The 14032-nt window shown below is 58.1% G+C and carries 9 protein-coding genes and 1 pseudogene; 3 read left to right on the forward strand and 7 right to left on the reverse strand.

Annotation, left to right across the window (positions count from 1 at the left end; translation table 11 throughout):
• Window positions 1-286 precede the first annotated feature (286 nt).
• Window positions 287-1585 carry a citrate synthase gene (locus TBK1r_RS35895; RefSeq protein WP_145220822.1) on the forward strand — a complete coding sequence of 433 codons (1299 nt, stop codon included), beginning with the start codon at window positions 287-289 and terminating at the stop codon, window positions 1583-1585.
• Window positions 1586-1630: 45 nt separating this feature from the next.
• On the opposite strand, the gene TBK1r_RS35900 is transcribed toward TBK1r_RS35895, so the two are convergent.
• Both TBK1r_RS35900 and TBK1r_RS35905 read right to left on the reverse strand, forming a co-directional pair.
• The gene (locus tag TBK1r_RS35900) at window positions 1631-4633 is read right to left on the reverse strand and encodes a response regulator (protein ID WP_145220824.1); all 3003 of its coding nucleotides are present in this window, start codon (window positions 4631-4633) and stop codon (window positions 1631-1633) included.
• A 130-nt stretch (window positions 4634-4763) separates the two neighbouring features.
• The gene (locus tag TBK1r_RS35905; protein WP_145220826.1) at window positions 4764-5672 is read right to left on the reverse strand and encodes a hypothetical protein; all 909 of its coding nucleotides are present in this window, start codon (window positions 5670-5672) and stop codon (window positions 4764-4766) included.
• Between the two features lie 209 nt (window positions 5673-5881).
• On the opposite strand from TBK1r_RS35905, the gene TBK1r_RS35910 reads away from it, so the two are divergent.
• Window positions 5882-7594 (forward strand): hypothetical protein, encoded by a 1713-nt coding sequence (locus TBK1r_RS35910; protein WP_145220828.1) that lies wholly within the window; start codon window positions 5882-5884, stop codon window positions 7592-7594.
• Window positions 7595-7670: 76 nt separating this feature from the next.
• On the opposite strand, the gene TBK1r_RS35915 is transcribed toward TBK1r_RS35910, so the two are convergent.
• Together TBK1r_RS35915 and TBK1r_RS39350 are read right to left on the reverse strand one after the other, a co-directional pair.
• Window positions 7671-8813 carry a hypothetical protein gene (locus tag TBK1r_RS35915; RefSeq protein ID WP_419581629.1) on the reverse strand — a complete coding sequence of 381 codons (1143 nt, stop codon included), beginning with the start codon at window positions 8811-8813 and terminating at the stop codon, window positions 7671-7673.
• 24 nt (window positions 8814-8837) lie between these two features.
• A pseudogene (locus TBK1r_RS39350) lies at window positions 8838-9134 on the reverse strand (hypothetical protein); the annotation flags it as partial.
• A gap of 66 nt (window positions 9135-9200) precedes the next feature.
• Here TBK1r_RS39350 and TBK1r_RS35920 point away from each other — a divergent pair.
• Entirely contained in the window at window positions 9201-9857 is a 657-nt protein-coding gene (locus TBK1r_RS35920) for a PDZ domain-containing protein (protein WP_145220832.1), read from the forward strand.
• A 237-nt stretch (window positions 9858-10094) separates the two neighbouring features.
• On the opposite strand, the gene TBK1r_RS35925 is transcribed toward TBK1r_RS35920, so the two are convergent.
• The 3 genes from TBK1r_RS35925 to TBK1r_RS35935 form a co-directional block, all read right to left on the reverse strand.
• Complete coding sequence (locus TBK1r_RS35925) at window positions 10095-11453, reverse strand: hypothetical protein (protein ID WP_145220834.1); 1359 nt, start codon at window positions 11451-11453, stop codon at window positions 10095-10097.
• Window positions 11454-11851: 398 nt separating this feature from the next.
• On the reverse strand, window positions 11852-12529 hold the full coding sequence (locus TBK1r_RS35930; protein WP_145220836.1) for a hypothetical protein: 678 nt from the start codon (window positions 12527-12529) through the stop codon (window positions 11852-11854).
• On the reverse strand, window positions 12526-13959 hold the full coding sequence (locus TBK1r_RS35935; protein ID WP_419580722.1) for a polymorphic toxin-type HINT domain-containing protein: 1434 nt from the start codon (window positions 13957-13959) through the stop codon (window positions 12526-12528). The genes TBK1r_RS35930 and TBK1r_RS35935 overlap by 4 nt, the downstream gene beginning before the upstream one ends.
• Between the last annotated feature and the right edge of the window lie 73 nt (window positions 13960-14032).

Consider the following 14032-nt stretch of genomic DNA (forward strand, 5'->3'; position numbering starts at 1 on the left):
TCCCTCAGTGCCGAGTACGTGGCATTGCATGACATGTCAGCATCGGTTGCATGGTTTGTAAGCGAACGATGCGTCAACAACGAAATTTCGACCACGGCGAAACGCGTCATTTTCACCGACTGACCCGCCGAACGCCTGCAGTTTGCTGCGTTTTCTTGAACATCCTGCCTGTGCGGGTTTGCACGCATCGTCGAATCCGACTTTCGATGGCGTAACGGCACGTCAGATGCTTCTTGGTGCGTGATTGAGCCGCTCATCGATCCTCTTGCCTCCCATCAACCTTCCCATGGCCACCGAAACCACCGAATTGAACGAGACCACTGAAATCAATCTCGGCGACAAACGAGTCGAATTGCCGATCGTCGTCGGGACCGAAAAGGAATGTGCAATCGACATCTCAAACCTCCGCAGCCAAACCGGCTTCATCACCCTGGATGAGGGTTATCGCAACACCGGTTCGGTTCGCTCCGGAATCACCTTTATCAACGGGGAAGAAGGGGTACTTCGCTATCGCGGCATTCCGATCGAACAACTCGCGGAGTCGTCCAATTTTATTGAAACCGCGCTGCTGCTGATCTATGGCGAACTCCCCTCGGCGGAACACTTGTCCCATTTTCGGCGGCTGCTGACCGAGCACGAGATGATTCACGAAGGGATGCGGAACTCGTTTCTGGGTTACCCGACCCATGGCCATCCGATGGCGATCTTGTCGTCGATGATCAACACGTTGTCGTGCTACAACGGCGACGTGATGGAGATGGAAGACGAGGCTTCGTTTGAAAATGCCGCCGCCAGATTGATCTCCAAAATCCGCACTGTCGCCGCCTACGCGTACAGAACCTCGGCCGGCCAGCCGCTCGTCTACCCGCATCCGGAATTGAGCTACTGCCGAAACTTTCTGCACCTGATGTTCTCCACGCCCAATCGCACGTACGAACCCGATCCGGATGTCGTTCGCGCGTTGACATTGTTCCTGATCTTGCATGCCGACCACGAGCAGAATTGTTCCACTTCGACCGTTCGGATGGTGGGATCATCGGGGGCCAATTTGTTTGCGTCGTGTTCCGCCGGCGTTTGCGCCCTATGGGGACCGTTGCACGGCGGGGCCAACGTCGCCGTGATGGACCAACTGCAACGGATCAAGAGCTCCGGCATGAGCGTCAAGGAGCTGATCGAACGCGTCAAACAAAAGAAAGAAAAACTATATGGTTTCGGCCACGGCGTCTATCGAAGTTATGACCCCCGCGCCGAGATTCTTCGCCGCCACGTCCCCAAGGTGTTGGGCAAACTGGGACGCAACGATCCGCTGTTGCAAATCGCCAAAGAGCTGGAAGAGATCGCCCTGAGCGACGATTATTTCGTCAGCCGCAATTTGTATCCCAATGTCGACTTCTATTCGGGAATTCTGCTGCGAGCGATCGGTATTCCGGTGAACATGTACACGGTGATGTTTGCGATCGGCCGGATGCCGGGTTGGATCGCGCACTGGAAAGAAGTCCGAGACAGCAACAGTCGAATTTATCGACCGCGGCAGATCTACAACGGTCCGACATCTCGCGATTACACCGCGATGGAGTGGCGATAGTCCGCCGGACAGTGCCGAGCGATCACGACGGGTCATCGCCCGAATTCAATGGGCGACGCGTTCGCCGTTGACGACCCGGCGTGCGTCCGCGATCGCGGCATCGAGTTGTTGGCGAAGCTGCGAGAGGGTGGAATCGGTTTCGGCGAGCGAATCGTCCGTCGCTCGCTGTTCGATCTGAAACGCAAGATCCCCCATCGCCGCCAGACCGAGCGCCTTCAATGCGCCTTTCAGCGTGTGAGCCAAGCGTTTCGCGGCTTGGCCGTCAGCGTCTGCCAACGCCTGCTCCAACTCATTCATCAAGCGCGGCGTCTCTTCCAAGAACGCTTCCAAGATATCGATCAACAACGTCTGGTCTCCGGCACACAACTCCAACGCCTTCGACCAGTCCGTGGGTTCGGACGCGGCCGCTGGATCGACGTCAGCGTGATTGGTCTCCGGGGGCAAATCACCGTGCGGATCACCGGGCGAATCGTCGTCGAAAAAGGATGAAATCGCTTCACGCAATTCGTGAATTCGAAGCGGCTTGGAAACGTAGCCATCCATGCCGGCCTCCAAACACTTTTCGTGATCACCCGCCAGAGCGTGGGCGGTCAACGCGATGATCGGCACGTGACCGCCTCGTTGCTGTTCGACCTCGCGGATTCTGCGCGTCGCCTCCATGCCGTCCATCTCCGGCATTTGCACATCCATCAACACCAGCTCGTACGAACCGGAAACGCATTTCTCCAAGGCCTCCTTGCCGTCGCTGGCCAGGGTGACGGTGTGTCCCCACTTCTTCAACAACGCAATCGCCAACGTTTGATTGACCTGATTGTCTTCCGCCAGCAGGATGTTCAGCGGGCGAATGACCGGCTCCGTATCCGCCGTGGTCGACTCACCGGGTTTCGTGACCGCCGTCTCTCCTAGCACGCCCAGGACGGCGTCGAACAATTCCGTTTCCTTGACCGGCTTCATCAGATAACGGTGAATGGTCAGTTCGTTCCAGCGCTGATGATCGCCGGGCTGATCGTAGGCGGTGCATGCGATCACCGGCAGATCCTTCAGGGTGGGATCGCTGCGAATCTCGCTGACAAGATCAAAGCCACTGCGATTAGGCATGTGGACGTCGGTCAGCAGCAACTGAAAGGATTCGTCTCGGGCCCGGGCCTCTTTCAAGGCCGCGATGGCCCGGTCGGCATTGGAGACCGAGGTCGGACGCATCCCCCAACCACGGACCATTTCTTCCAAGATCATCAAGCTGGTGGCAAGGTCATCGACGATCAAAACCCGCGCGTCTTGCAAGCCCGCGATGTCGTGTTGGTCGACGGCGTCCGAATCCTTCTCGACGCCAAACACGCCGGTGAAATGAAAGGTGCTGCCACTGCCCAGTTCGCTCTCCACCCAAATCCGGCCTCCCATCAGCTCGACCAACCGCGAACAGATGGCCAAGCCCAATCCGGTGCCGCCGAAGCGGCGGGCCGTGCCACCCTCGGCTTGTTCAAAGGCTCCAAAGATATGTAACAGCTTGTCAGCGGGGATCCCGATGCCGGTGTCACGCACCTGAAAGTGAACCTCACACTTGTCGTTCGTGGATGAATCAAGCGAAACACCGACCGCGATTTCCCCCTGTTCGGTGAACTTCAGCGCGTTACCGACCAGGTTCACCAAAATCTGCCGCAAGCGATGCGCATCACCTTCAATGACCGCAGGAACGTCGGCGGCGACATGCAACGTCAGTTCCACCTGCTTGGCGCCGGCGCGCAACCCCATCGGCTTCATCATGTCGCCCAAACGCTCGCGAATCTCGAACGGCGTGGAAACCAAATCGAGCTTGCCGGCTTCGATCTTGGAAAAGTCGAGGATGTCGTTGATGACCGACAGCAACGACTCGCCCGATTCGCGAACCAAATCCAGATAATTGCGTTGCTCTCGTTCAAGCGACGTATCGAGCAACAGTTCCGTGATCCCGATGACGGCACTCAGCGGGGTTCGAATTTCGTGACTCATATTGGCCAGAAACTGACTCTTGGCGCGATTCGCCTCCTCGGCGGCAAACTTCGCCAGCGTCATTTCTTTGGCACTTTGCTGCAATGCCACGTGGGCGTGTTCCAGCTGTAGCGCGTACTCGCGATAACGCTGATTGGATCTCACCACCAAGTACACCAGGCTGCCGGCCAACAGAGCCAACAGGACTCCCAAAACGCGCAACTGCGCCGCAGCGGGCGGGGCCGTTGGCCAACCCGCGGCCGGCAAACCGTAAAGCGTCCAGCTTCCCGTCGGAAGCGAAATCTCGGAATCGATCGGCTCGGCATTCAACAACGATGGATCTCCGTGAATGATTTCCCCCGGACCTCCCTGGTCGTTGCGGCCTCGAATGGCAATCGACAAATCGTCCGGGACACTCGCCGAAATCTCTTCAAACAACACTTGCTCGTCGATCAGAATAGAGACCATTCCCCAGTAGTCTCCGCCGCCGGCCGATTGCCCCGGAACCGTCTCAAAAACGGGAGCCCGATAGACAAACGCTTGACCACCCTGAATCAACTCGATGGGCCCGTACAACCAGGGCTCTCCGGTTTTGATCGCATGCTTGGCCGCCGCACGCTGTTTCGGATCTTTAAGTAATTTGAATCCGAGGGCGCCCTCGTTGCCTTCCCGAGGGTACACGTCGTTGATCTCGTTGCCTTTGATTGACGTGACACTGCGGATCCCGTCGGCTTCCTGCATCAACAACTCGGAGATGTCTGCAAACTCCCGCGGCGTCATCTCGGGATGCACCGACACATGTGCCTTCAGCCCCGAGGTCAAATAGACGCGTTTGTTGATCGCCTTTTCCGCCGCACCACGCACGGTCGCCAAGTCCCGGACGGTGTTAGCCCGGACTTCTTGGAGGTACCGTTCGGTCGAGTTCTTGTTCAGAACCCACACACAAATCAGCACGACCATGCCGGTTGCGGCGGCTGCCAGCAGCGGCACCGCCATCGCAAACGACCAACGACTTGTCACAGACGTCGCATCGCGGACTTGCGGCCCGTCGCGTGTTTCAGTGGTGGCGTTCGTGTCGACCATGGTTGATTTACCGGAGGGCCTTGCGGCGCAGGCGTCCTCTTGCCAGTCACCCCACAGCTTTCGTACGGCGACCGTCGATTCTCCTCCTCCATGACGTGAGTGCCCCAGTCTTTACTGCAAGGGCCAGTCTTCACTGCAAGGGAACGAAGTATTCGATTCCGAATCCCCAGCCGCTTCGAACTCTCGCTGGCAAGAAGCTATTGTACCGATATTCGGCGACGGCATAGAGATTTCCGCCCAGCTTCACTCCCCATTGCGATTCCGCAACCCAATCAGAATCGCCAAACCCATCGTTCACATTGTGGTCGGCGAACCCAGCGACATACATTAAGCCCTTAAAAAAATCCTTTCGGAAAACGTGTTCCATCTGCCATCCCGAACCATCATCTTCAAGCACATGGAACGTCAGGGAATAGTGCAGCTTCAAGGTGTCGGTCACAAAGTCGCCGATCGGCCCGGCCGTATCATGCAGTCGCCAACGAATGCCAAATCGCCCCACTTCGTCGGTGAATCCGCCGTCGGCCCACATCAGGTTCCAGTCCAGGTGAGCGAGGAGACGATGCTCGGAAGCAATCGGCCGACGGAGATGAATCTCCGTGAAGAAGTCATTCCAGTCTTCTAACCGGGACGGGGCACCGAACGGGCTGGTGTAATTGACGAACTGGAAATACTCGAATTGACAAGGCAACTTGGCCCCGGCATTGATCGTCAACACGTTGAAATCACGGTTGTCCCAGTAGTAATTGAAATCCAGGAATCCGGTGTTTCGATGATCCGTTTTGGGAATCCATTCGCTCAGCAATCCGTCCCGCAGATCGATGCCCAGGAATGAAGCAGTGCTGTCGCCGGAGTGGAAACACGCCGACTCACCAGGTATTTCCTCGGGTTCCCCCGACTCGGTCCGTTCGATCGCGCAGGCCGGCTGGCAGGCGAATAATTCGCCAAACATCAGCAGCAAACACGAAATCGCGACTGCGTACGTTTGCTGCATGTGTGTGTCCTGCCATCGCTTTCCATCGGCGCGTATTGATTCTTTCATCGGCCGCTGCCCCGAACCGGCATGAGGAATCGTGATGGGTGAAAGTCAAAAAACATCCATCGGTCTGTGAACCGTCTTTGCGGTGTCCTCGTAGAACCCCTTCACGTTGACGGTTGGTTCCCTTGCTTTGCAGGCGGACCAGACGAATCTGTTTCCCTGTGTCCATGGCACATCGGCACGGGACTTCTCTTGAAGCAGGGGTCGGTGTGATGGATGGTGAACAGGAACCTGTGGCCGCGTCTGATCTCGCCTCCCCGGTCGATGTCGCTGTACCGCGGCAGACCTCGTTTGCCCGGTTTTTGTACAACCAGAATCCGTTCTATCTGATCAGTTGCTTGCTGGTCATCTACGGCTGCCAAAGTCTCGCGATCTCCGGCGGCAGCTTGCTCGACAAGTCGATCTCGATGGCCGGAGGGATCGCCGCGTACACGCTGTTGATGGCGGTGGTTTGCGTCGGCGTTGTCCGGGTCGCGAAGGTCTGGGATGACGCGCGGTCCATCTTTCTTGTGGTGGTGATCAGCCTGGTCGCTGTCACGACCGGGTTTGACGAGCTTTGTATCGGCGATCAATCGACGGCAAGTGTGTTTGCCTGCGCCGCTGCGGCGTTGGTCCTGATGGTGACCGAAGGCATCCTTTGGCTGTGCCGAATTCGACTGAGCCTTTGGTATCGCACGGCGTTCTACGCGCACTATGCCGTGCTGATCGGATTCCCCCTGCTTCTTGGCCGCGCCGTCGCAACACGCAACGATCCGCTCGCGAATTGGGGATCGGTGCTGTTTTCGGTCGCCATCGGTGCGAGCATCTTGTTGCTGATTCCCGCGATTCGTCGTGGCCCAGACTCGGCCCGCGACAACGGAACGCCTTGGTCGTGGCCGCTGTATCCGATCTCCGCCTTCGTCATCCTGGTCGTCTTGGCAGGCATCCGATCCCATGCGATTTGGATGTCGTTCGGCTTTTACGGGATTGCCGGAAAATTTGAGCCGTTCTTGCTGTTGCCGATTCTGGCCGCGGTGATCGTGTTGATCGCCGAAGCCGGACTCGGACTGCGCAACCAAGCCCTACAAGGCCTGGCGATCATCAGCGCCTCGGGACTGCTGCTCTGTGCTTCGACGCGAAACGGTGCAACCTGGCTACCGATTCAAAGCGACCTGGGCTACCTGTTCGGGTCCTCGCTGACGGTCGCCTTGGGTGTCATCTTTTTGGTTTACGCTTGGATGACGATGCGTGGCGTGCGGTATGCCGTGTTCGGAATGCCGACAACGTTATTGGTGACGGGGCTGGCCGCACCGCTCCCGGAAATCGGACAGAGTGCCGGATTGGCGTCGTGGATGTTCCCGGCCGCGGCCTGCGTGATCCTGTTGATCATGACCTTGCGGATGGTCAACGCCGACTGGCTTTGGGCAGCTTTGGCGGGCGTCGCGTCGACAACGATCGCCATGGTCGGCGATGCCTACGGTCACCAGATCGACGGCCTGATCGCCGCGACCGCGTTTGCGACCCTCGCCATGCTGATCATCGGAGCCGTCTTCACAACCCAACTCGCGGTGTTTCTGCGCTATCTCGCCGCCGGCGTGATGTCGTTTGCGGCCGTCGTGATCGTGTTCCGATCGTTGCAAAATCCGCAGGACATGGTTTTGTATGCGGGAGGTGCAATTGCGGTCGTCTCACTCGCTTACGGCATGTTCATTCGTCGCCGCGGCTGGCTGGCCGTCGCGGCATTGCAAGCGGTGTTGTTCTGCGGAACGTTCAGTTATCAAGGCCACCGGTCCGGCAAACTGCGACGACTCAATTGGCCGATCGCATCCGGGCTGATGTGTCTGTGTGTCGGCGTCGCGATCACCACGGGAAAAACCGGACTGTACCGCCGAATCGCTGAACGCAAGGGCGACAGAAAACCCAGCGGTTTCCAAAGCGGGTTGTAAGAACACAAAAAACACCAGCACGCGGCGTCAGCCAGTGGCGCGTGTGCACCCTACAAACCCCACACGCGCCGCTCGCTCACGCTTCCCGCTGAAGTGCATCCTCCTCTTCGTCGTTGATTCCCAGTGAGTAGGCGAAACGACCCAGCATCGCGGCGTACAGGAACGCGATCACGACGCACAGTGTCGCGCCGATCCCCGCATACAACGGTTCCGGTGGTGCAAACCAGAAATACACCAGTGGCGCGGCGAGCGTCGCGCCGGCGGCAACATAAAACACCCGGCATTCCGTGCGAGACCGTTTGAAGCCACGGAACACATCCAGCGAGATCGGTGCCATGACCGTTTGGTTGTCCAGGATCGAGAGCACGACATAGGGGAACACCAGATGTGCCCCGAACAGCATCAACCCGACCGTGACCAACGCGCGGGAGGAAAACAGCGTCGCCAGAAACAGCGCCGGAGTCACCGAGCAGACCAGCGCGGCGCCGACGATCAGGCAGGATTCCAACCAGGCGTACAGATCGATCGTCGGCCAATCTTCCACGGTCCGGCTGCCGTTGGCCACCGCATGCACGATCGCCAGCCCACAGGTCATCGCCAACGAAAAGGCGATCGCCATGAAGGGAAAGGTGGCAAATCCGAGCCGGGGCCGCGCGACCGTTCCCGCGACCGGCAGGGCCAACAACAGGGCGACTGCGACGAGATGAATCACGACTCCCGGATCGATGAAGACGCCGAGGATCGATTTCGTCCAGCTACTCATCGCGTTTTCTTCGCGGCTGAGCTTCTGGTCCTCCGCTTCGACGTCCACTTCCGCCGACTTCATCACCGATTCGATGACCAGTCCGGCATTCTCCGTCCGCCGTTCAAAGGGATGGGCTTCGCTGCTGGGGAAGGAGTCGTGGAATGGATCGGATGCCAGGGGCGAAGTTGGTGTCGGCGATGAAGACGACACCAACTTCTTGGGAGGTCGCGGTACTTTGACCCGGCTGTGGCAATCGTTGCACCGCACCGTGCTGCCGACCTGACTGACGCTGACGTATTTGATGCTCTCGCATTTCGGACAGCGGAGGCGGAATTGCTCACTGTCCTGGGGCGTTTGCGGCGTATCTTGCGCATCCCGCGGTGCAAAGCTCGAATCGGACGGCAGATCCTTCAGTCCCAGCCAATCTTCGTCTTGATCCGTCGCGGCGACGCTTTGAGTGACTGGATCGGCCACCGGAGCGGTCAAAAACGGCTGCGAGCAACCCGGGCACCGCACGCGTCGACCGGCCTGACTCTCACTGACCGCAACACGGGCATTGCATTTCGGGCAGAGAACGATTTGTTTCATGACCGCCGGAGTGAAACGGTTTGAAGGTAGCGGGAGCCATCCCAATTCACTTTCGCAGACGCTCATCATACAGCATGATCGACCGCACGATGCTCCGCAGGAATGTTGTGCATGGCCGTTGGCCCAGGCGGACTTTCTTGATCGGCACGCCAGTTGCGTCCAGGCGGATTGGAACACCGAATCCACGCGTGCGTGGCACAAATTCATCCACCGCGTCTCGATTCGATCGAAAGCCAATCACTCTCAACGAACCACCTGATCGAGAATCGACCAATGTTAATGAAACCAACCACACACCATTCCGGTGCGAATCCGCCGACGGCTTTACCGAAAAAATCTTGGTGGGCCAGTTCGGCCCTCGTCTTTACCGTGATTTTCGCTTTCATCAGTAGCGAGGATCTCCATGCGCAAGACATCGTCCTTTCGAATGACCGTGCGCCGCGGTCGATTGACGCGTTGATCATCGAACTGGACCAATTCCAAACGGATTCCATTGCGGATCCGGTCGACGCGGTGGCGATTGATGGAAAACCGGTGTTGGGCGTGGTGCTGGAAGACTCGCCGCTGGGCGTCGAGGTGGTTCGCGTGACCGATGGGCTTGCCGGAGATCGCGCCGGATTGATCAAGGGTGACAAGATCGTGAAAATCGATGAAGCGGACATCGAAACGCCGGCTGATGCGCAAATGGCCCTCCGTAATCATCCGTTGGGCTCACCCCTGCAACTGGTCTACATCCGCAACAACCGACGTTATGAACGCGAGATCCGGTTTACCGCAGCCACGGACGCGGATGGTCAGGTCGGTGACGCAACCTCGCATCGCGTCGCCGGTCTGGAACGCGAAGTCGCGGTCTTGCGTCGACAAGTTGTTTTGTTGCGGGATGCGATTCGAATTCTCGCGGCCGATCATCATCATGACGCGGTGGAGTGAGACGAACGGGGGCGGAGTGCATCACGCGCCACTGGCTGACGCCATGTGCTGATGTGCGTTTGACGGGACGCGTGAGCGAGCGGCGCGTGTGGGGTTTATGGGGACACGCGCCACTGGCTGACGCCATGTGCTGGTTTGCGTTTCAGCGGGACGCGTGAGCGAGCGGCGCGTGTGGGGTTTGTAGGGTGCACACGCGCCACTGGCTGACGCCACGTGCTGGTGTGCCACGCGCCGGGTTCACGCCTTCTCGATCAACGGTCGGAGTTGATCACAGAACAGTTCCAGCAACGCTTTGGTGTCGCTTTCAGCGAACAGGCTGGGATCACAGCGAAGCGAGAAGCTCAGCTTGCGGCCGTAGATGCTCGACGACAGCGTGCTGCGGGTGTGTTTGCGAAGCGGTGGCACTCCGGTGATCGCTTCCAGTGTGAATTCATCACAAGCGATCTTGCCACGTTGCTTGGGCAACCGTCCGGTGAACCGACGCGAAGGGTCACCGGCATTGGAAAAGACGCCGGTCGCCAGGCAGCCGCCGTACTTGAGCAGCTTTTGCATCGTGGTCCCTTCCATCGCCGATGTGAGCGCGTTGACGAAGGCGGATTGGGGGCCGCCGTTCTTGAGTGCGAGCGTGTCTTGGATGACCAGATCCATCAGTCGTTTTTCGTCTTGGATCTCGGCGACGGTTTTGGTGACGAACGTGCAGGCGGTCATGTTGCACGCCGGGATTTCGAAATCCTGGCCGTCGCGCATGTCGGCCGGGACCAGCAAACGGATCTTGCGCGATCCGGTCGTCGGCCCGTTCCACTTCAGTGCCGCCTGAAACATCTTGCACAGGAACAAGTCATTCAGCGTGCCGCCCTGTGACGTCGCGGCGGTTCGCAGGGTCGCCAAGTCGCCGGAGGAGAATTCTTGCTTGACCATTCCGGGCAGCACAAAGTTGCCGGGCGGATTGGCCGGTGGCCGCAGCGGGGCGGTTCGGGTGCTCAGGTGATTCCAGCCTTCGGCGATCGCGATTTTTAATTTTTTGAATCCGCTGTCGTGAATGCGGATGCTGCGCATTTTCGAGCGGCGCACCTTCAACAACGCGGTGTCGAAATTCCCCAGTTCGACCTTGCCCTCGCAGCTGGGCAGACGTTTCATGTAGCAGCCGAGCAGGTCGCCGACGAAGCGATAGCCGCCGGTGCCGTCACAGGCCGAATGGTGAAACTGCATCGTCACCCGCGCCGAATCGGCGGACTGCCGGACCCAGATGCGGAGGCCGGTTTCGGTTCGAATGTCGATGTAGCCGTTGTTCTTGAATTCCATCGGCACGTCACCGTCGGCCCAATCGACCGGCGGGACCTTGTCGGGAGCCGGCACCCAGCAAAGCCGATTTTTCTTGGCCAGTTCGATAACGCAGAACAACAGCGGATGACGAACCAACGCCTCCTCGAGCGCGGCTTGAAAGATGTCTTGATCCAGGCGGCCCGAAAAATCGAGGTCCAGGAAAAACGACATCGTGTACTCGGGACTATCGTCGATCAGAAAAAACCAATCGATCGGCGGCACGTAGAGCGGAAAGGTACGCCCGTAGTCGGGAAGATTCGTTTGGATGGACATCGACATTACGATTCGTGAATCGAGCGATCCGGCGGTCTGCCTCATTGCAGAACGCTTTCACCGAACGCGCCATCGCACAAGATTAATAGTCACAGCGGTATTCTGACAGCGGGGTGCGATTTCAATGGCAGAAGATTTGGGAACTGCTGGCGGATCGACGGGATCAGAGAGGTGTGACGCTGCGTCACGTCACAAGGGTGTCCCGGGGAAAATCAGCCCACCGATGGCCGAAGCGAACCCACGGATGTCAAGCAGCCTGGATTCCGTGGGTTCTACGCGTTGCGAGATTCCGGCGATCGGCAAAAGGGGTTGAGGCGGTCGACGGACGCACGTCGCACGCAAGGAGCCTCGCTAAGGCTATCGGCAGCTTCGGAAACGTCTCCCGCGTCTTTCACTCCTCACGTTTGAGTAATGGCGTAAACCAGCGGTTCACCATCCTTAGTGCCGAACAAGTAAATCGAATTACCCAAAAACAACTGGTAGTACTCGAGCGGCGAAGGAGATGGCATTCCGAAGATATCCAGTTCTACCTGAGGCGACGCACCGTCAACGACACTGAATTGGAGACCGGGTACAAGCTCCATCAGAAACTCCATTGGTGTTGAGGAGTCGTAGGTTGCTGGCGTCTCATCTTCTAAGAGCCAACTTGGTTTCCCTCCAATCTTTCCAAAATCAAACCGGTCGCTGTTGTCGGAGAATTGGAGCGAATAGAACTCAGTCTCTTCGACGTAGTCGTCTACTTTCTGCGCTTGGAGTGTCGGGAATACAATGAACCTAAAGTTCCTTTGGTACAATGACAAGAACCCGCCAGGGATGTCTGCCCCCCGTTGATGCTCTCGAAGCATTTCTGGAATTAGAAATCGTTCATCAGCACACCGCATGCATACAAAACAGGCTAGTGTCATTCGTTCCCATACACAGACATCGGGAAACGCGACTTGAAACATAAAAGTCAGCCTTTTGCTACAGAGCGTGCAGCGCGGCAGCGCAGTGTTTCTTGGTAGCGATGGTTTTCCGCCAACGTATGACAGTTGATGAGATTGTTTTTCCTTTTTTCTACTTAGATACCACATCATGGATTCGCAAACGTTCTGCTTATTGTTCTTCCGTTAATGCGAGCCTGGTAGAGAACTTCGAAGGGTCGAGTATCTCCGATGTGATACTTGGGCACAACTCGAACGAATACGTTATCTCCGGCATTTACGCGTCTGACGATCTGCTGTTCAAATTGGTTGAACACTCCGCGATTGACATTGGGCGCCTGCGGAAACACATTCCGACCGCGGACGCCCCCCAGACCACCAAGATTCTGGCCAACCGCATGACCTGCGTCGTCCGTTGCGTTTCCAAGGCGTCGAACAAATGCCCGCGATGAAGCATTTGTCACTGTTCCCTGTCCAATGTTGCCGGGTTCAATCTTGGCGAATGCCGAACGCAGCTCGCCCATGGGCCCCGTACGTATCCTAACGTTTGCAGGACCATCAGAGCCATCCGCCCCACCCGTTCCCCGCGAGTACGCGTTGTGGACCAGCAGTCCTTGCTGGCCGACGAAGTAGACGTGTTCTCCGTAGACTTCCAGGTTGTAGACCAGCTGCGGTCCCGGGCGGGGCAGTCGGCTCTCGATCCGCTTGGTGTCGCCATGAAATGTGACGACGCGTTCCCCTGATTCCATCTGCCCGATCGCCACAAATGCCTGACGGTCTTCGGACCAGAACAGGTGATTGTCGGTCACGCCGATCGCATCCGACTCGCCTTCGAAGACGACATCCAACACCTGACGCGTCGGCGGATGGGCGAACGTCGCGGTGACGACCTGCCCCGCCGAAGATTTGACAGGAGGACACGGCTGGATCGCGCTGACCATGGCCGTTCCGACCGCGCCCATCTCGGGAAGATCGATGTCGACCGTCAGTCCCAGCACTTCCGCATTGGCAACCTCTGCAATCGCGTACATCTCGGCGACGTAGCGATAGGTCGGGCGGAGCGGCGAATAGGGAACCAGCGCGGTTTCTGAATCGGCGAATTCGAACGATTCGTCCTCGCCCACGACAGCGACATCGTCACGCTGGGCGACGATCACTCCCAGTTGATCGAGGACCCATTGTTCGGGACGCAGAATCTCGATATCCAGGATCGGCGGGTCGGCGTCCTCTTGATCGGTCGGAAGCAGCATCTGCAGCGTCAGGTGCAGCCAATCTTGCCAGTCCGGTTCCTGCCAACGGGCACGCTCCTCCGGAGCGATTTCGGGGTTCTCCGCCAGCACGCGCTCCCCGACGCGAATCGATTCGATGCGACGGGTCGACGCGGCGGCATGTGTCGACCGAGTCGATTCAAGCGACGCCAACATCGTCGATTGATCGGCCCGTTCAACGGACACCGGAGACGATTGGGGGAACAACGCTCCGCCAAAGATCAGTCGCGCCGAAAGGGTAAGCCCGATCACCAGGATCGAGTACGCGACGACGACGCGTCCGGATGACTTGGCGGGTGTTTTTAAAGCGGACATTGGAATGACCGAGGTTTGAATGACGTGATTGACTTGTGATGAACGGAACCGACTGTCATGGAATGGAGGAATG

It is taken from the genome of Stieleria magnilauensis, from assembly GCA_007753675.1.
Taxonomy (GTDB): domain Bacteria; phylum Planctomycetota; class Planctomycetia; order Pirellulales; family Pirellulaceae; genus Stieleria; species Stieleria magnilauensis.